General features: G+C 56.5%; 12 protein-coding genes. 5 read left to right on the forward strand and 7 right to left on the reverse strand.

The window, feature by feature from the left end; translation table 11 throughout:
• Positions 1–17 precede the first annotated feature (17 nt).
• Positions 18–716: a fimbrial biogenesis chaperone gene (locus tag ETG88_RS06610; RefSeq protein WP_233446149.1), complete on the reverse strand. Its 699-nt coding sequence runs from the start codon at positions 714–716 to the stop codon at positions 18–20.
• Positions 717–766: 50 nt separating this feature from the next.
• On the reverse strand, positions 767–1,294 hold the full coding sequence (locus ETG88_RS06615; RefSeq protein ID WP_129035004.1) for a fimbrial protein: 528 nt from the start codon (positions 1,292–1,294) through the stop codon (positions 767–769).
• 442 nt (positions 1,295–1,736) lie between these two features.
• Here ETG88_RS06615 and ETG88_RS06620 point away from each other — a divergent pair, with 442 nt between their 5' ends.
• Positions 1,737–2,267 carry a fimbrial protein gene (locus tag ETG88_RS06620; RefSeq protein ID WP_129035005.1) on the forward strand — a complete coding sequence of 177 codons (531 nt, stop codon included), beginning with the start codon at positions 1,737–1,739 and terminating at the stop codon, positions 2,265–2,267.
• A 131-nt stretch (positions 2,268–2,398) separates the two neighbouring features.
• A complete protein-coding gene (locus ETG88_RS06625; protein WP_129035006.1) occupies positions 2,399–2,929 on the forward strand; it encodes a fimbrial protein in 531 nt (176 codons plus the stop codon).
• 88 nt (positions 2,930–3,017) lie between these two features.
• Here ETG88_RS06625 and ETG88_RS06630 read toward each other — a convergent pair whose 3' ends face one another.
• Positions 3,018–3,953 carry a LysR family transcriptional regulator gene (locus tag ETG88_RS06630; RefSeq protein ID WP_129035007.1) on the reverse strand — a complete coding sequence of 312 codons (936 nt, stop codon included), beginning with the start codon at positions 3,951–3,953 and terminating at the stop codon, positions 3,018–3,020.
• Positions 3,954–4,778: 825 nt separating this feature from the next.
• On the opposite strand from ETG88_RS06630, the gene ETG88_RS06635 reads away from it, so the two are divergent.
• Together ETG88_RS06635 and ETG88_RS06640 are read left to right on the forward strand one after the other, a co-directional pair.
• Positions 4,779–5,135 carry a hypothetical protein gene (locus ETG88_RS06635; RefSeq protein ID WP_102105384.1) on the forward strand — a complete coding sequence of 119 codons (357 nt, stop codon included), beginning with the start codon at positions 4,779–4,781 and terminating at the stop codon, positions 5,133–5,135.
• 112 nt (positions 5,136–5,247) lie between these two features.
• Positions 5,248–5,802: a YceI family protein gene (locus ETG88_RS06640; protein WP_107702993.1), complete on the forward strand. Its 555-nt coding sequence runs from the start codon at positions 5,248–5,250 to the stop codon at positions 5,800–5,802.
• Here ETG88_RS06640 and ETG88_RS06645 read toward each other — a convergent pair.
• The 4 genes from ETG88_RS06645 to ETG88_RS06660 form a co-directional block, all read right to left on the reverse strand.
• Positions 5,797–6,576 carry an anti-sigma factor family protein gene (locus ETG88_RS06645; RefSeq protein WP_129035008.1) on the reverse strand — a complete coding sequence of 260 codons (780 nt, stop codon included), beginning with the start codon at positions 6,574–6,576 and terminating at the stop codon, positions 5,797–5,799. The genes ETG88_RS06640 and ETG88_RS06645 overlap by 6 nt on opposite strands.
• Positions 6,573–7,049, reverse strand: coding sequence for a sigma-70 family RNA polymerase sigma factor (locus tag ETG88_RS06650; RefSeq protein ID WP_231276845.1), 477 nt, complete (start codon positions 7,047–7,049; stop codon positions 6,573–6,575). The genes ETG88_RS06645 and ETG88_RS06650 overlap by 4 nt, the downstream gene beginning before the upstream one ends.
• A 60-nt stretch (positions 7,050–7,109) precedes the next feature.
• On the reverse strand, positions 7,110–7,655 hold the full coding sequence (locus tag ETG88_RS06655; protein ID WP_102105388.1) for a tetratricopeptide repeat protein: 546 nt from the start codon (positions 7,653–7,655) through the stop codon (positions 7,110–7,112).
• Positions 7,656–8,199: 544 nt separating this feature from the next.
• Positions 8,200–8,397 carry a hypothetical protein gene (locus ETG88_RS06660; RefSeq protein WP_100779228.1) on the reverse strand — a complete coding sequence of 66 codons (198 nt, stop codon included), beginning with the start codon at positions 8,395–8,397 and terminating at the stop codon, positions 8,200–8,202.
• Between the two features lie 35 nt (positions 8,398–8,432).
• Between ETG88_RS06660 and ETG88_RS06665 the strand changes: the two genes are divergently transcribed.
• On the forward strand, positions 8,433–19,616 hold the full coding sequence (locus tag ETG88_RS06665; protein ID WP_129035009.1) for a BapA/Bap/LapF family large adhesin: 11,184 nt from the start codon (positions 8,433–8,435) through the stop codon (positions 19,614–19,616).
• Positions 19,617–19,630 lie beyond the last annotated feature (14 nt).

Raw genomic sequence — 19,630 nt, forward strand, 5'->3', positions numbered from 1 at the left:
CCATTGAAAAAAGAGGATTATTTAATCGCAGCTTTGACAGGATTAGTGCTTCCGCCGTAATCCGTTATCGCGGTAAACTGCAATTCCTGAGCACTACCCGCAGCAGCAGGGAACTCATACGTTGCTTCGCCTTTTGGTAAAACCATATTGACGTCTTTTACTTCGTTACCATTAATTTTTACCTGGTCTAACGTCACCGCATACTCGGACGGGTTTTTCACCAGTAATTTATTGCCTGAGTGGAACCATTGCAGCTGCGCTGGCGCATCTTCGACTTTTGTCGTTAAGCTTGTTGGACGGTAGAAAAGCTTAATTCGTGTTTTAATCGCCAGTTGCAGCACATTCTGTGATTCGCCTTCTTCTGGCGCAGGCGGAATCGCTTTTACGTTGACCCAAAATACAGATTCACGATCGGCAGGAAGGTCGCCCGGGGTTTTGATAATGCGCAGCATATTTTCTTTGCCCGCATTTAAGCGAAATAACGGTGGCGTTAACGAAAAGGGAACGCTTTTATTTCCGTTGCTGTCATCAACCCAGGACTGAATAAGGAAATACTGTTTTTCAGTTTTGTTAGATACGGTGAGTGACGCTTCTTTATTTTTAGCATCATATACCACTCGCGTAGAACCCACGACCACGCCACCCACAGCGAATGCAGACGGAGCCGCCGCAGCCAGCATTAAACCAGCAGCAAGACATTTTACGTTGAATTTCACAATTAATTCCTCAAAGGCGGGCACCAACGGATGTTGGTGCCCTGAATTATTTACTTATATGCGAGCTGGAATTCAGCCTGAGAATTTGCGTGACCAGAAACAACTGGTACTGCGGTAGCGACGTAGCGCGCTTTGAACATCAGCGTATTTTGACCATCGGTCAGAGCATAGTCGGAGCTGGCCTTGTTCAGTGGAATAACGGTAGCGGAAGTCGCATCAGAAATTTCAATGCCCACGCCTTTAGCGGCACCAGACTGACCACCGATGCTTAACAGGTCCTTATTCACTTCATCACTTGAACCGCGGAAGGTGATGTTGGTGTTCTTCAGCGTGGTAGTTGAGCACTCTTCCAGAACGATTTTAAAATCTTTGTAAGCTGAAGAATCTTTCGCTTTAGCAAAGACAGAAGACTTCACCTGACCCAGGTTCACGTTCTGATTTTGCGTGTCAGTGGAAACGACGCAAGGTGCGTTGACGATATCACCGGTGAAATTAATGGTGCCATCGCTTGCCATAGCAGCAGAGCTAAACATGCCAGCAACGATCAGCGCAGGGACTGCTAATTTAACAAATTTCATTTTACATCCTTTATTTAGAGACTAACCCATTCACTTGGGAATTAATTCATGTAGTAACACAGATATAGTGGTGCAGACCTTCAGTAGAACGACTTCTGATAACGGTTTGTGTTTAAAACCAGGTGGTGCACTCCACTGGCGCCATAATATTTAGTTGAATGAGCCTTGTCGTCATCTAATTTAAAGCACCGGTAGCCTTAAATGCACTTCACAAAGGTAAAGTGCTGATATTACAAGGTGTTTCAAATCATTAAGCGGACCTTAATGCATGATTAAGAGACTTTATTTACGATGGAATGATAATCTTCTTGCAGTGCGTAATATCCGTTACTTTTCTAAAGTTTCCTATATTTGTATTAAGTACCGTTCAGGAGTCTTCTCTTGTTCCCCTCGGACGTTAATCGTTTGAATACCATCAACAAAGCTTTATTAAGGATTTATAATGAAGGGAAAATCTAGTCGCAAAAATACGTTAATTTCTCTGGGGTTAGTGCCCCTTGCTTTATTAGCAATGTCAGGTAATGCACATGCTGCTGATTCGACGATCAATATTACCGGCACCGTTGTGGCTTCGCCCTGTACTATAGAAGCCGTGAAAAACGTCGACCTGGGCGATATTGATGCCACGAAGTTAGCGACTACCGGCACCTCATCTGCCTATGTGAGCTTCTCGGTCAATCTGACCGACTGCCCGGCGACAACGACAAGCGCCACCGCTACATTCTCTGGCACCGCCTCTAATACCGATTACTATGCTAACTCGGGCACAGCAAAAAATGTTGAGGTAGAACTGGTCACCAGCTATTCCTCCGCAAATATGGGCAATGGAAAGTCAATGAACGTTACCATTGACTCTGCAACACATGCTTCATCCTATAATTTGAAAACCCATGTCAAAAATGATGGTAAAGGCTCTGCCGTTACACCGGGCAGTGTTTCAAGTGCAATTCAAATGGCAATTGCTTACAAGTAAGTAGACCGTTTGTTAACGCCACCACGCTGTTGCTAGCAGCATTTCTACGTACAGGAATTCGAAGCTTTTATTGCTCCAGCCTTGTATTAATCGTTTGAATACCATCAACAAAGTTTTATTAAGGATTTATCATGAAGGGAAAATCTAGTCGCAACAATACGTTGATTTCTCTTGGGTTAGTGCCGCTAGCCTTATTTGCACTTTCCGGCAATGCAAGCGCTGCTGATTCGACAATCAATATTACCGCCACCGTGGTGGCTTCGCCCTGTACTATAGAAGCCGTGAAAAACGTCGACCTGGGCGATATTGATGCCACGAAGTTAGCGACTACCGGCACCTCATCTGCCTATGTGAGCTTCTCGGTCAATCTGACCGACTGCCCGGCGACAACGACAAGCGCCGTCGCTACATTCTCTGGCACTGCCTCTAATACCGATTACTATGCTAACTCGGGTACGGCGAAAAACGTTGAGGTTGAACTGGTATCAAGCTATTCCTCAGCAAACCTCGGGAATGGCAAAACCTATAACGTTGTCCCTGACCCTTCAACCCATGCTGGTGCTTACAACATGAAAGTCCATGTGAAAAATGATGGGAAAGGTTCAGCCGTTACACCAGGCAGTGTTTCAACCGCAATTCAAATGGCAGTTGCTTACAAGTAAGTAGACAGATTGTTAACGCCACCACGCTACTGATCTCAAAACCTCTGGGTACAAGAAAATGCCATTTGAGCATTCTCTTGTACTCCTTTCATTTAAAAGAACTTTTACACTCTTTTATGATGTTTAATAATCCCACGAAATTATTGTTTCTCAACGATGCTTTATTGTAGGTCATGAATATATTTACCGGCTGCGGTGAAAAATCGCACTCCAGTATTTTAAAGTTATAAATATCTGAAAACTTCCGCGCGAACCACTCTGGAATAAAGCTCACTGAATCCGAACGTTCAACGATAGAGGCATTGACATGCAATGAGCTACTCGAAAACGAGAAGGTTCTTTCCCCGAAATAATTCTCAATATCCGATTGTGTTTGTTGTAAGCCGTTTGATTTGATATTCAAAAAGGTGGATTTCTCAGTTTTCATACTTTCGTGCGTAAGCTTATCTTTCAGTCGCGGATGATCCTTACGACAAATGGCGACCGCTTTTTCGACCGTGTACGGCTCAGTGATGGTTGAAAATCCATAGTGTGAGGTGGTATCAAAAATGATATCGGCTTTGCGATAGATAAGAATATCTTCAGCATTATCAAAATTCGGGTCCGAGCTAAGATGGACGATCTCACAGTTAATCCCACTTTTTTCGATCATCGAGAAAATCTCAGGCAGGATACGTAATGCCGCATACGGCGTGGCATGAATGACGAACCGTGATTTGATGTTTTTATCGGAGAAGTTATTGAGGTTATCCAGCAGGGCATGGAAATGTTCGCTTAGCAGCGCATGCAGGCTCTCGGCCGTCGTTGTCACCACCAGCCCCTTACCTTCGCGGACAAAGAGCGGATCGCCAAAAAACTCCCGGAGTTTGGTTAATGACTGGCTGATTGCTGGTGGCGAAATGTTTAACAGACCCGCAGCTTTAGTAACACTTCTGTGCTGATAAACGGCTTCAAATGTGAGTAAAAGATTTAAATCCAGGCCTTTAATATTATTGAGGCTGGTTATCAATGACTTACTGACCATGTGATATCTCCTGTTTTTTATTGATTTATCCAGAAAAAATAAGGGTAGCCAAAACCTGTGTTCACATGATTTTTCTCACCCGACAAACTTTTCAAGACATCCACAAGGAAGTGTTGGCATCCCTGACCCTACGTTAACTTACAGTAATAAGTAACACCGTCCTTACAAGCAAAGTCATCGGCAATAACAACGCCCCTGGAATCAGTTACTTCTGGCAAGGCTGTAATAATATTACACCAAAAGTAAGCGGTATTTGTCCCTGACAGGCTCCATTTTTTTTTTAAACATTCAATATGCGTTTCGGCTCGCTAAATTTCATCACTAAAACGTTGAGGACGGATGCTACTTTTGTGATTTCCCACCAAAATCATTAATAATGGAATCGTTCAATATTCCAGAATGTCGTCTCGCCCGGCAAACAACACACAACGCAATGCTCTTTTCACGAGAACCCTAACGTGTTTATCGGCCACCGGCTGAAATTTTTCAGCGATTGTTATCGTGAACAGAGAAAAACGCGCACATTACTGCGTGACTGTGTGCCGTAAATGACAGGCGCAGCCTGCTGAATACCGAGCCAGTAAACCGACGCCCAGCCCTGTGGCATTTACCCGCCGCGATTACTCTGCGCCCTATTTATAAGTGGCCTGAATCTGTCTTAAACCGCGGCGGAATATCTCTTGTTGGCAGAGGTGATAAGCATCTTTAACGCACGCCTGAATTTTTACCCTTGATCCACTTACAGTTTTTTCCTAAAGCCATGCCGCTTCGCTCGTGCCATTCTTAATCACGCTCATAACATGAATAACGTGAATTGAGGATATTATGAAAAAGACAATTATTGCATTATCTGCACTTCTGCTGGCTTCACCTGTTTTTGCCGCAACCACACACGCAACCGACGACACCGTTGCCGCCGCGAAAGCGAACGCCAATGACGCGAAACAAAAACTGCATGAAGAGCAGAACAAAGGTGAAGAGCTGAAGCTCAAATCCAAACACGCCGCTGAAGGTAAAAGCGAAAGCTTCGGCAGCAAAGTGAGTGAAGACTCCCAGAAAGCCTGGCATAAAACCAAAGAAGGCACCGAGAAGGGCTGGGATGCCACTAAAGAAGGGACGGAGAAAGGCTGGAACAAAACCAAAGAAGGCGCTTCGTCGCTGGAAAAGAAAGTCACTGAATAAGTTTTCTCCCCCCGATAAAGGCCGCCCTCGCGGCCTTTTTTATTTCTGATCCCTGCGAATAAATCTCCCTCCCTACGCGTTTACACTTTGCCCGCCTACTGGAGATTGCCTCATGATTCGCTCTGTCACCCTGCTCATGGTTATGCTGCTGTGCCCTGCCCTCTACGCGATGCCGGTCACCTACGCCATTAACAGCGAAAAAACGCCCATCACCCTGTCGTGGCATGCCTTTGGCGGCATCCTTTCCTGGGCGAATCTCAATGGCGTGACGGGAAACGTCACTCTGGACCCGACCAATGAATTTGCCGATCGCATTGATGTGACCATTCCCGTCGCCACGCTGGTGGCCTCTAACCGTCTGCTCACCTGGCAGCTCAAGAGCGATATGTTTTTCGATGCCGCACGCTACCCTACGATCAGGTTCAGCAGTACCCGGGTTGTGGCGCTGGGCGATGGCCATTACAGAGTGTTTGGCTCGCTAAAGGTCAAAGACATTCAGCGCCCGGTGATCCTGGAAGCGACTCTGGATGAAGACAACGCGGCGGAGGCAATCTCCCTTAATGCCACCACCGCCATCTCACGCTCCGCCTACCACATGGATAAATTCGCGATGGTGGTAGATGACCGCATCGCGATAAAAATTGCGATCGACGCCCACGCGTCATAAGAGCCTTAACTGCAGCTGGCGTGCGCTGGCGGTGAGCGCCTTCGACGGGGTGCGGCCAATCAGCACATACTGATAGTCACTGTCGTTCCACCAGGCAATATTCATGCTGTGCCGCTGCTCGTTTTTGATATCCGTGACAACGGCCTTCTCAAGGGGCGAAATGCACAGCGCCAGCGGGCCGAAATCCGCGTGCAGCCAGACGATCTGCGCGATAGCGGTGCTGTCGTAGCGCAGCATCCGCACCATCTTCAGCTCGGCGCCCGCAATAGCCAGCTGCTGCTCATTCACTTTCAGGCCGATATCCTGGGCGGTTCGCTGGAGCCCCTGGGCAATCACCGACGGCGAGTTGTCGACATCCAGCAGGGTTTCAGCGCTGTAAAGCGACATATACTGAGCTTCAAGATCGCGAATCTGCTCGTTCTCACTCATTATCACCGCCATAGGGCGCGCCAGATACCCCAGCCCGGAACCGATCGCCAGGAAACTCAGTGACGCGGCAATCAGCGCACGTCGGCTGACGCCTGCGCGCGCGCCTGCAAGATAGTTATCGAGCCGCTGCTGCATCTGCGCTTCGGGTGCCTCTTTCAGCAACGGGGCAAACGCCTGCTGATAGTCCTGATGGCTGTTTTTCAGCGTCTCCATGCGCTGTGCCAGGGAGGTATCCACACACAGTTGTGCTTCAAAAACACGGGCGTCGGCGCTCTCCATCTCGCCATCCAGCCAGGCGATAATCGCATCGTCGTGATAAGGGGGCGTAAAACGTAACGAGTTCATGAGCGTTTCTCCTTCGCCACCGGACGGACATCCACCGTTTTGGCGAGCCGCGCCCGCGCCGTTGCCAGTCGGCTCATGATGGTGCCGATGGGAACCGACAGCGTATCCGCCGCCTCCTGGTAGGTAAATCCTTCGACATAGACTAAAAACAGCGTGTTGCGCTGGGCTTCCGGGAGGTCATTCACCCGCTGCATGATTTGCTGATAATGCAGACGATCGTCATCCTGCCCGTGGGTATCCGGGGCGATCAGATCTTCGCCAGGGACAAACCCCTGCCCCTGGCGGACGTGGCGCGCGCGCAGTTCGGAGATCCAGATCGAGTGTAAAATCGAGAACAGCCAACGGTCGATCCGCGTGCCAGGCGTATATTGCGCGCTCCTTTCGAGCGCGCGGACGCAGGTCGACTGAACCAGCTCTTCAGCCAGATCCCGGTTGCGCGACAGCACCAGTCCGTAGCGCCAGAGACGCGTCAGATGTGCCGCCAGCTGTTGGCGAACGTCACTGGTTGTGATTTTCTACCCCTCCCGCAGAGATCAGGACTCCGGATGCCCGTCGATTGCCGCCTGCAGATCGCGGTACTCTTCGCAATCCTGGCCGCAGATCCCGGCAATGACTTTAAGCTGTTCTTTCGCCAGATCCGGGCGACCTTTTACCATCCATGCTTCCCCCAGATACTCCCGCGCTTTGGCATAGTTGGGCTGCAGGGCGAGCGATCGCTGGTAATAGCCAATGCCTTCATCCGTGCGCCCCAGTTTGCGGGTCGCATAGCCACGGTAGTTCCACGCCTCGGCCGTGTTGGCGTTTTTTAACGTATCCAGCAGGTTCAATGCCGCCTGATACTCGCCTTTTTTCGCGAGGTGGTACGCATAATTGGTTTTGTCCTCATCGCTGAGGCTGCTGGTTTTCTCCGGGACACACTTCTTACTCACACTGTCGTAGACCTGCCCTGAAGGGCAGTCCGGCGTTTTGCTTTCAGTATCAGTATTGCCCATGGCAAAGCCCTGCGGGGTCTGTAACAAAAATAACAGCACCGGGATAGCCAGAGGACGGGTAAAGGTACGGACTGAGGATGCGTTCATTTTCTACTCCTGGTGAAGGTGGGCAGGTCAACAAGGAGTAAACGCCCGAGCGCCCGATTCTATTCGCAGAAAATGCAGTTGAAATGACAGCCGAAATCATACTTATGGCCTATGCCATCCGTCATCAGTGAACGGTAGATTCAGATAATAATTAACGCAGGCTTAATTCCTGTCTCTAATAGCACACTCTTCACCGCCCGCCATTTTTATTTTTAATTCGGTCGCAAACATAATATATCGTATAAATAATTTCTTAATCCCACCTGAATTAACAATTAAGCCCGCCTTAATTAAATACCTATTTACATTCAAAAATAGCAAATATATTCAAATAAATGCTTTGGTATTATATTTAACAAATGACAGACAAAAAACAGCAAAGCCTTATACCACAAGGCTCAGCACCCTCGCGCAAGCTGTACAAACCGGCAGAAAACTATTCAATTCAGAAGGGGTTAACTTGTCCATAATTGGCGCTTCATTTGCATATTCCGTTATTTATAGCTATATCATTTTCAGACCATTCAAATAATATCTTTATAAATCACAGGGCTTTATATAACACAAAAAACGCCGAATACAAGTTAACCCAAAGCAAATAAATCGATTCATCTGATGTTGCCACTAATTGCTGGCGGGCATCGGCCGCTCTGAAGATAACAACGGTGAGCACTATTTTAAAAATAGCGACTCCGCCGGGGGCGCTCTGTACCCGCAGAAAGATGATGGCTTCGTCTTGCACGCCATATCAATAAAAATCTGTTGGGAGTCATCAATATGAGCCAAATCTCTGTCATTTCGAAACTTACTGGCGTGGAAACCACCACCGAAGGCACTCAGGTTACTCTGGATCACTCCTCTATTGTGAAGCTCCACGTTGGGCGAGGCGACATTTCACACTACACGCGCAGCGGCGAAGATCTGATCGTAACCTTGAATTCGGGCGAAACCATCACCCTCAAAAACTTCTACGTCGGAGACGCTCAGGGCGCCAGCCAGCTGGTGCTGGAAGAGGGCAACGGCGCGCTGTGGTGGATTGAAGATCCCACCGCCGCCACAGAACACTATGAAGCGATTTCATCGATTGATGCGCTAATGGCCTCCTCCGGTGATACGGGCGGCGCGGCGATCTGGCCGTGGGTGCTTGGTGGCGTCGCTGTCGCAGGTGGGATCGCGCTCGCCGCTGGCGGCGGCGGTGGCGGAGGTGGTGGCGGAGACGATGATAACGGCAACGGCAACCCAGGCAATCCGGGGAACCCGTCTGACCCGGATACCACGCCGCCTGACGCGCCGACCAATCTGCAGTTCTCGGCAGACGGCAATACCGTCACCGGGACGGCAGAACCGAACAGCACCATCACCCTGAAAGATGCGAACGGAAATCTGGTCGGCACCGGTAAAACCGGCAGCGACGGTAAATTCACTATTGAACTGGGCACCCCGCTCAACAACGGCGAGCAGATTACCGCCACCGCGACCGACTCCTCCGGCAACGTCAGTAAAGAGGCCCATGCGACCGCCCCGGATCTGGTCACGCCCGACGCACCGGACATTTTAATCGTTAACGACGATGTCGGCAGCGAAACCGGCCCGCTGGATAACGGGCAGCGAACCGATGATGCGCGCCCTACCCTGAGCGGTATCGGTGAAGCCGGAACCACCATCACTGTCTTCGATAACGGCACCAAAATCGGCACCACCAAAGTGGATGCCAACGGCAACTGGAGTTTCACGCCGCCTAACGCGCTGGCTAACGGCAGCCACACCCTGACCACCACCGCAACCGATGCGGCAGGCCACACCAGCCCGCCTTCTGCGGGGATCACCATTGTGGTGGATACGGTCGCGCCAACGGCACCTGTGATCTCCAGCGTCACGGATGACGTTAATCCTGTCACCGGGCCGGTGAACAATGGCGGCAGCACCAACGATCAGCGCCCGCAGCTCACGGGTACCGCCGAAGCGAATTCAACGGTCACGATCTACGATAACGGCATTGCGATTGGCACCGTCACCGCTGCCGCAAACGGCAGCTGGAGCTTTACCCCGTCGGTCAATCTGAGTGAAGGCACCCATGTGCTGACGGTGCGCGCCACGGATGTGGCGGGCAATACCGGCCCCGCCTCACCGGGCTTTACGATTAATGTCGATGTGACTGCGCCCGCCGCGCCATCGGCCTTTGTGGTGAACGATGAAGTCGGCTCCATACGCGGTGCGGTTACAGCAGGCCAGACCACCGACGCCAGCCAGCCGAGGCTCACGGGCCGTGGCGATCCCGGCAGCACGATTATTATTTACGATAACGGCGTGGAAGTGGGCAAAGTCACCGTCGGCCCGAACGGGCTGTGGAGCGTAGCGCCTGACGGCCCGCTGGCGGAAGGCCCCCACTCCGTCACCGTGCGTGAAATTGACGCCGCCGGTAACCAGAGCGGATTGTCTCAGCAGATTAACTTTATCGTCGACACGATCGCGCCAGGCCAGCCGACCGTCACCCTCAATCCTGCCGGGAACCAGGTCACCGGCACGGCTGAACCGAACAGCACGATCACCATCAGCAACGGCACCGGCGTGATCGGCACCGGCGTTGCGGATGGCAACGGCAACTACACCATCACCCTGAATACCGTACAAAATAACGGGCAAACCCTCTCGGTCGTCGCTTCCGACGCTGCCGGGAATGCCAGTATCCCGGGCACGGTCACCGCCAGTGACAGCATCGCGCCTAACCCGCCAACAGGGCTGACGGTCTCAGGTGACGGGACCAGCGTTAGCGGAAACGCCGAGCCAAACAGCACCGTCACCATCAAAGACACCGGCGGCGGCGTAATTGGCACCGGCACTACCGATGCTAACGGCCATTTCACCGTCCCGGTCTCCCCGCCGCAAACCAATGGCGAAGTGCTGGATGTGATCGCAAGCGACGCCGCGGGCAACGACAGTCAGCCAGGGCACGCCGACGCCCCGGATACAACCGATCCGCTGGCCCCAACGAATCTGGCGGTTTCTGACGATGGCACGACCGTCACCGGCCAGGCCGAACCGGGCAGCACGGTAAGCATTAAAGGGCCGGATGGCGTGGAGATCGGCAGCGGCAAAACGGGCGACAACGGCGATTTTTCCGTTACCCTTTCCCCGCCGCAAGTTAACGGCGAAAAGCTGACAGCTGACGCCACGGACCTTGCCAACAACACCGGCCCCACGGCTCCGGTAACGGCACCGGATACCACCCCGGCGCAAACGCCGGAGATCACCTCGGTCTACGATGACGCCCTCAATGTGGTGGGTGATGTCGCCAACGGCGGCCTGACTAACGACCCGACGCCGACCATTCGCGGCACCGGCGAGCCGGGCACCACGCTCTATCTGTTCAGCGGTTCCGATCAAATCGGCACCCTCGTCATTCCCCAAAGCGGTAACTGGGAATTTACGCCATCGGTGCACCTGCGCGAGGGCGGCCACGTCCTGACTGCCACCGCGATCGACGACGCCGGAAATGCCAGCGGCACGTCGAACAGCTGGAGCATTACGGTTGATAGCGTGCTCCCTGCCGCACCGGTGATCACCTCCGTCGTTGACGATGTCCCGGGCAGAACCGGCCCGCTGGATACGGGTGAAATCACCAACGACTCCCGTCCGACGCTCAACGGTACGGGCGAACCGGGCGCCACCATCAGCATTCGTCTGGACGGCGTGCAGATCGGCACCGCGCTGGTCAGCAGCGGCGGGGCATGGACCTTTACCCCGACGCTGGCGCTCCCACAGGGCGGGCCGCATACGCTGACCGCCGTCGCGATCGATCAGGCCGGGAACGTCGGCACGGTTTCAAACGGTTTCCAGATCATCGTAGACACCACGCCACCACCGGCGCCGTCGATCGGTACGGTCACCGATAATTCCGGCGCTGTCACCGGCCCGGTCACCAGCGGCACACCGACGGACGAAACCCTTCCTGCGATGACGGGGACCGCCCCGCCGGATACGATTATTACCGTTTACGACGGCACAACCCTGCTCGGCACTGCCACGCTTGACGGTAACGGTGGCTGGAGCTTTACCCCCACCACTCCGCTCACCAACGGCACTCACTCCCTGACGGTGGTCGCGACCGACTCCGCAGGCAACGCCACCGCCTCACCGCCGTTTAGTCTGGTGGTGGATACCGTGGCCCCTGCAACGCCAGATTCTCCGGACGTCACCGTGAACCCGGACGGCCTGCCGACCGGCACGCCGCTCAATCCGGGCGAAGCCACCCGCGACACCACGCCGACCTTAAGCGGCACCGGTACGCCGGGCGATACGGTCACGATCTACATTGATGGCGTCAAACAGCCCGACGTGGTCACCGTTCAGCAGGACGGAACATGGAGCTGGACGCCGACTCAGGCGCTGCCAAACGGCTCATACGATGTCGCCCTGACGGTCACCAATCAAGACGGCGCGGGCAACGAAAGTGCGCCATCCCAGCCGGTCACCATCGTGATTGATACGGACCCGCCTGCCACGCCAACCGCACCGGTCGTCACCGATAACGTCAGCCAAATCACCGGACCGGTCGATAACGGCGACAGCACCAACGATTCGCGTCCGGTGCTGAGCGGCACCGGTGTGGCGAACGATGTGATTATTATTTACGACAGCGTCGGCGGTGCGCCGAAGCAGGAGGTCGGGCGCGTCACCGTTGGCGCGGACGGCAGCTGGAGCTGGCGGCCAGACACCCCGCTGACGCAAACCACCCATGCCTTCACCACCACCGCCACGGACGAAGCGGGGAATATCTCGGGCGTCTCCCCGGTGGTGACCATTACCGTGGATACCACGCCTCCGTTGACGCCGGCGATCACCGTAGGCACCGTCGCGAGCGGCGGTTCGACATCAGACACCACGCCGACCATCAGCGGAACGGGCACCAGCGGCGACACGGTGATTATCTATAACAACGGGGTCGAAGTTGACCGCGTCAGCGTCACCAACGGTACCTGGACCTGGACCAGCCCAACCGTCGCTGACGGCGCGCTGAACCTGACCGTCTCCTCCGTCGATGCGGCGGGTAACGTCAGCGGCACCAGCCCGGTGTACACCATCACGGTGGATACGGTCGCCCCGACGACGCCGCAGATTGATACGATCTCCAGCAGCACGCTGGCCAACGGTGTGCTGTACACCAATGACAACACGCCAACCATCAGCGGGAAAACCGAGGTCGGGAGCACCATCACCGTCTCTGTTGACGGGGGGGCGCCGCTACAGGCCACCGTGGATGCTAACGGCAACTGGACGCTGACGCTGCCAGACGGCTCGGCGCTGAGCGATGCGCCTCATACCATTATCGTCACGGCCACCGACGCCGCCGGGAACGCCACCCCGAGCGCGCCGGTTACCGTGACCGTTGATACGGATGCGCCAGACGCGCCGGTCGTCAGCAGTCTCGCAATCGAAGGGACACCGTTGACCGGGACCGCAGAAGCCGGTTCCACGGTAATCGTTAAAGGGGAAAATGGCGTTGAACTGGGCCGCGGTGTGGCCGATGCGGGCGGCAATTACTCGATTGCCCTTTCACCGGCACAGACCAACGAAACCACGCTCACCGTCACGGCCAGCGATGCGGCAGGTAACGTCAGCGGCCCAACGGATTATCAAGTTACAGACACGCCGGAGCTGCCAGCCGTCCCGACCATCACCTCAATCATTGATGACAACGGCACGAATGGCACCGTCGAAGTGAAAGGGGCAAGTTCCAACGACACCACGCCAGTCCTGAGCGGGACCGCCCCACCGAACAGCATTGTGACCATCTACCTTGACGGGGGTCTGGTGCCATACGCCGTTGTCACCGCCAGCCCAACCGGCGAGTGGACGGCCAGCTCGCTGATCCCGCTCGGCGAGGGGCCACACAGCTTTACCGCCACCACCACCGAGGGCGGTTTGACGAGCGGTCTCTCCCCGGCGGCTACCGTCACCATCGATCTCACCGCGCCTGGTACACCGGTGCTCGGCGCAGTCACCGATGATGTCGGTCCTGGTACCGGGCCGCTGACCAGCGGTCAAACCACCAACGACAGTCGCCCAACCCTGAGCGGCACCGCAACGGCGGGCGACACCATTACCATCTACAACAACGGTACCGCCATTGGCACCGTGGTTGTCGGCTCGACGGGCACCTGGAGCTTTACGCCAGGCGCTGCGCTGGGAGAAGGCAACCACGCCCTGACCATTTCCGCCACCGATCCGGCGGGGAATGAAAGCGCACAATCACCGGCATTCAACATTGTGGTCGATACGGTCTCCACCACGCCGGTCATCGTCGGGGCGGACGATAACGTCGGCACCGTGACCGGGAATGTCCCAACCGGTGGCACCACCAACGACACCACGCCGACCCTTTCGGGCACGGCAGAAGCCAACAGCAGCGTGGCGATTTTCGAAGGCAGCACCCAGATTGGCACCGCCACCGCCAACAACCTGGGGAACTGGACCTTCACCCCCACCACGCCGCTCACCGAAGGTTCACACACCTTTACGGTGGTCGCGACCGATCCACAAGGGAACGTCAGTACCAGCTCCAATAGCTATAACGTGATTGTCGATCTGACCCCACCTGCGGTGCCGGTGCTCAGCACCGTCGCCGATGATATTCCGGGCGGCGTGGTCGGGAACCTGACCGCAGGACAGGTCACTAACGACGCCACGCCAACCTTCACCGGTACGGGCGTCACGGGCAGCACCGTTCATATCCTGAATAACGGCGTAGAAATTGGCACCGCGGAGGTCATTAACGGTTCGTGGACCTTTATGCCCCCAAACGGGCTGACGGATGGCCTGTACAACATCAGGGTCAATGCCACCGATGCAGCGGGTAACGTCTCCGCTAACTCGCCGGTCTTCTCCTTCACCGTCGACACCACGCCGCCAGACGCGCCGGTGCTCACCACGGTGCAGGATGACGTCGGCCCGGTCACCGGCACGATTCCTGAAAATGGCACCACCAATGACAACCGCCCAACCTTCAACGGTACCGGCGAAGTCGGGGCGACCGTCACCCTGCTCAACGATGGACAACCCTTCGGCACCGCAGTGGTGAACGCCCAGGGGAACTGGACCTTCACGCCAACCGCACCGATGGCTGACGGGCCACACACCATCACCCTCAGCACCACCGACGCAGCGGGCAATACCAGCACCACCTCCACCACCTTCGATCTGACGGTGGATACCCAGCCGCCAGCGGCACCGACCATTATTAACGCCACCGATGACGTCGGCAGCGTGCTGAACCCGGTTCTGTCCGGGCAGACCACCGACGACACCCGGCCACAGCTGAACGGCTCGGCGGCGAACAACGCCACGATCATCATCTATGAAAACGGCGTACAGGTCGGCACCGTACAGGCTAACGGCTCGGGCGAATGGAGCTTCACCCCGCCGAACCCGCTGAGCAACGGCAGCCACACCTGGACCGCCACCGCGACCGACGCGGCGGGCAACGTCAGCGTGGCCTCGCCGGGCTTCACGGTGATCGTCGATACGGTTGCACCGCTGGCACCGGTTATCACTCAGGCGCTTGACGATGCAGGAACCGTCACTGGCCCGCTCGGCAGCGGCCAGACCACCGACGACACGCTCCCGCGCCTGATCGGGACCAGCGAGCCGAACGCCAGCATCAATATCCTCGAAAATGGCCTGGTGATCGCCACCACCACGGCGGACGCCAGCGGGAACTGGGCGGTGACGCTCACCACCGCACTTGGCGCGGGACCGCATGCCTTTATTGCCCAGGCGACCGACGCAGCGGGCAACAACAGCGATCCGTCGGCAACCTTTACCCTGAATGTCGACCTCACGCCGCCGGCCGTTCCGGTACTGGTTTCCGTGGTAGATGACGTCGGAACCGTCACTAACCTGACCAGCGGCCAGCTCACCAACGATGCACAGCCGACGCTCACCGGGACAGCCGAAGCGGGATCGACGGTGAAAATCTTTGATAACGGCGTGCTGATTGGCACCGTCACGGCCACCGGAGGTGCGTGGTCCTTTACGCCGTCACCGGCGCTGGGCGACGGGCTGCATCCGCTGACCATCACCGCCACCGACGCCGCGGGTAACGCCAGTGACCCGACAACGGCCTTTGTGGTTAACGTCGATGCCACTGCGCCAAACGCGCCGGTGATCGCCTCGGTCGTGGATGATGTCGGTACTGTCACCGGGCCGGTGATTAACGGTAACCCGACCAACGACACCCAGCCGACGCTGAGCGGGACCAGTGAGCCTAACGCGGTGGTGCGGATTTATGACGGCACGACGCTGGTCGGCACCGTCACCGCTGACACCAACGGCAACTGGACTCTGCCACAGACCACCACCACGCTGACCAACGGGCAGCACAACTTTACCGCGACCGCCACCGACGCGGCGGGCAATACCAGCGCACCATCGTCCATCACCTCGATTGTGGTGGATACGGTTGCGCCGGGGCTGCCGGGCACGCTGGCCGTAATCGGTAACGGCACCCACGTCACGGGACTTGCGGAAGCGGGCAGCACTGTCACCATTACCAGCAGCACCGGAACAGTGCTCGGCACGGCGACGGCGGACGGCAGCGGGGCTTTCAACGTCACCATTTCACCGGCGCAAACCAACGGCGAAACGCTGCTGGCCTTTGCCACGGATAAAGCCGGGAACGCAGGCAATACCCAGAGCGTCACCGCGCCATTCACCAACCTGCCGAATGCGCCGCTGATCACCACCGTCAACGACAACGTGGGGACCATTACCGGTAATCTGACCAACGGCAAAGCCACGGATGACACAACGCCAACCCTGAGCGGGACGGCGCAGCCGAACTCCACCATCACGCTGTATAACAACGGCGTGGCGATGGGCACCACGACCACAGATATCAACGGTAACTGGACCTTCACAACACCTGCACTGAGCGAGGGTTCTCACGCCTTTACCGCCACGGCGACCAACGTCATCGGCGGCACCGGGCCGGTCTCCATTCCGACCACCGTTATCGTTGATACCGTCGCACCGAACGCGCCGAACGGAACCTTTAACGCCGACGGCAGCGTGCTGACGGGCAGCGCAGAAGCGGGCAGCACCGTGACGATTCGCCTGGCGGATGGCACCCTGGTGACCACCACGGCGAACGCCGGAGGCACTTACAGCTACACCTTCCTCAATAAACAGACGGAAGGCCAGACCCTGCAAATCACCGCCACCGACGCGGCAGGCAACACCTCGACGCCAGGCTCTGCGCTGGCGCCGGTTGTGCCGCTGTCGGCAAGTTCCAACGTCGAGGAACTGGCGCTCACCTCTGACGCCACGGTGACCAACGCCCAGTACAGCGATTACGGATTCCTGCTGGTCGGGGCGCTCGGTAACGTGCTCACCCTGCTCGGTAACGATACGGCGCAGGTCGGCTTTACCGTGGGTGCGGGCGGGAATGCGGATATTTCGATTAACGCCGATGCCACAGGCGTGGTGCTGTCGCTGCTCAACACCCTGGAAGTGGTGGTGCAGCGCTGGGATGCGGTCAACGGCACCTGGACCACGGTGGTGGATACCGGTCTGCCGCAGTTCGCCAACCTGCTGACGCTGGGCGCCAACGGCGTCACCCTTAACATGACCGGGCTGACCGAGGGCCAGTACCGCGTACTCAGCTACAACACCAACCTGCTGGCGACCGGGTCGTACACCAGTCTTGACGTGGACGTCACCGAAACAAGCGCCGGGACGGTAACGGGTGTGACCACCCAGTCCGGTAACGTCATTCTGGACAATGACCCAACCACCGGCAGCGACAACGCCCCGGCAGGCACTCGCATCACCGCCGTCACCGATTCCCAGGGCCACACGGTGAACGTGACGGCCGATGGCACGGTGATCCAGGGCCAGTACGGTACGCTGACGATTAACCTCAACGGGAGCTACACCTACACCCTGACCAACACCAGCGCCGCGATTCTGGGCCGGACCGAGAGCTTCACCTACACCATCGGGCATAACGGTTCCACCGCCTCGGCGCAGCTGGTGATCTCCCTCGGGGCCAACACCGTCACCAACAGCGTCACGGCGGTCGATGATTCCGCGAGTTTCACCTTCGACACCAGCGTTCACGCCATCAACAACGGCACGTCGTCCCAGGGCGGCTTCACCGTGGTGGGCGTCAATCTGGGCAACACGCTAAGCCTCAATCTGCTCGATGATTTGAGCAATCCGATCATCTATAACGTGGCGGAAGGCACCACCCGCACCATGACCATCCAGGCCTCCGTTGGCGGCGTGGCGCTGGCCTCGGTGTTCGATCTTTACGTCTATAAATTCAACGACGCGACGCAAACCTTCGAGCAGATGCGCGTTCAACCAGGCTGGCTGCGCGCGCCGCTGCTGGGTGGTACGTCGGGCACCCTGACGCTCAACCTGCCGGCCGGGGAGTACCTGTTCCTGCTGAACACCGCAGCCGGTATCACGGCGCTGACGGCTTACACCCTTAACGTACTGGAAGACCATGTTTACACCGTCTCGAGCGTCGGCGGCAGCACCACCGGCGACGTGCTGGCGGATGATATTATTCCGGCGGGCACCCACGTCACGGCGGTGAACGGCGTGGCGGTCAATGGTACGGGCGTCACCACCATTCAGGGTGAATATGGCACCCTGACCATCAATGCGGACGGTAAATACACCTATACCCTGAACAGCGGCGTCGGGGCCGATCACATCAAGACGCCGGACACCTTCGTCTACACGGTGACCGCGCCAAACGGCGATAAAGACACGGCGTCCCTCAACATCACTCCAACTCCACGGGCGATGGATGCGGTCAACGACGTGAGCGCGGTGATGGATGTGACGTCAGTGCACCATACGGCGGCCTACTCGGACACCACCGTCGGCAACGCCACCTGGACGGCGGCTCTGCTGGCGGCAACCCAGGGCAGCGGCAGCGGTACCTTCGTGGTCGACGCCAACACCGCCCTGCATAACGTGGTCCTGCACTTTAACGTCGCCTCGCTGCTCTCGCTCGGCGGCCTGACGGTGGACTGGGTGCTGTCGAACGGTGCCACCACCGTGCGCAGCGGTTCGTTCAACGGCGGATTACTGCTGGGCGGCACCGCAACCATCAACCTGAACGGGCTGGATCTGGAGGCGGGCACCTACACCCTCTCCTACACCGGGAAGATGGGCGCGCTGGCGGTGGGGCAAATCACCATCACCCCGGACGTGGTGGGGACCACCTACTCGCTCAATCAGTTCGATTCCACCAGCGGGCACACCGTTAACGGCAACATCTTTGATGGCACCGATTCGCAGGGGGCGATGGATCAGCTGCACTCGGTGGATACCCGTCTGAGTATCACCGGCTACAACGGCGTGACCACCACTCTCGACCCGTACACCACCAGCGCCGCGAATGTGACCATTCAGGGGCACTACGGCACGCTCTCCATCGGCGCTGACGGTCATTACACCTACACGCTCAACACCGGCGTGTCGCTCTCCAGCATCACCTCGAAGGAGGTCTTTAACTACACCCTGACGGACACGGCAGGGAAAACGGACAGCGCGTCGCTGACCATCAACATGGCGCCGCAGTTCATCAGCTCTGAGCATAACGACGTGATCAATGGGACAGCTTACGGCGATACCCTGATTTATCAGGTGCTGAACAACACCGTGGGTAACGCCACGGCGGGCAACAGCACCGGGGATCACTGGACCAACTTCTCCATCAGCCAGGGGGACAAAATTGATATCGGCGATCTGCTGGTGGGCTGGAACGGACAGGCATCCACGCTTGGCAACTACGTGCATGTCACCACCAGCGGTAACAACACTGTGATCTCCATCGATCGTGACGGTACGGGGAGCACCTACACTAATACGACGCTGGTCACTCTGGACAACGTACAAAGTAGCTACGACGAACTGGTTAATCAGCACCACAACATCATTACCTGATAGCACAACACAAC

Source organism: Lelliottia nimipressuralis, assembly GCF_004115925.1.
GTDB lineage: Bacteria > Pseudomonadota > Gammaproteobacteria > Enterobacterales > Enterobacteriaceae > Enterobacter > Enterobacter nimipressuralis.

What these genes read in the sequence shown, in the direction of transcription:
- ETG88_RS06615 (WP_129035004.1), bottom strand. Translation starts at nt 1,294, where the DNA reads ATGAAATTTGTTAAATTAGCAGTCCCTGCGCTGATCGTTGCTGGCATG.
- ETG88_RS06620 (WP_129035005.1), top strand. Translation starts at nt 1,737, where the DNA reads ATGAAGGGAAAATCTAGTCGCAAAAATACGTTAATTTCTCTGGGGTTA.
- ETG88_RS06625 (WP_129035006.1), top strand. Translation starts at nt 2,399, where the DNA reads ATGAAGGGAAAATCTAGTCGCAACAATACGTTGATTTCTCTTGGGTTA.
- ETG88_RS06630 (WP_129035007.1), bottom strand. Translation starts at nt 3,953, where the DNA reads ATGGTCAGTAAGTCATTGATAACCAGCCTCAATAATATTAAAGGCCTG.
- ETG88_RS06635 (WP_102105384.1), top strand. Translation starts at nt 4,779, where the DNA reads ATGAAAAAGACAATTATTGCATTATCTGCACTTCTGCTGGCTTCACCT.
- ETG88_RS06640 (WP_107702993.1), top strand. Translation starts at nt 5,248, where the DNA reads ATGATTCGCTCTGTCACCCTGCTCATGGTTATGCTGCTGTGCCCTGCC.
- ETG88_RS06645 (WP_129035008.1), bottom strand. Translation starts at nt 6,576, where the DNA reads ATGAACTCGTTACGTTTTACGCCCCCTTATCACGACGATGCGATTATC.
- ETG88_RS06655 (WP_102105388.1), bottom strand. Translation starts at nt 7,655, where the DNA reads ATGAACGCATCCTCAGTCCGTACCTTTACCCGTCCTCTGGCTATCCCG.
- ETG88_RS06665 (WP_129035009.1), top strand. Translation starts at nt 8,433, where the DNA reads ATGAGCCAAATCTCTGTCATTTCGAAACTTACTGGCGTGGAAACCACC.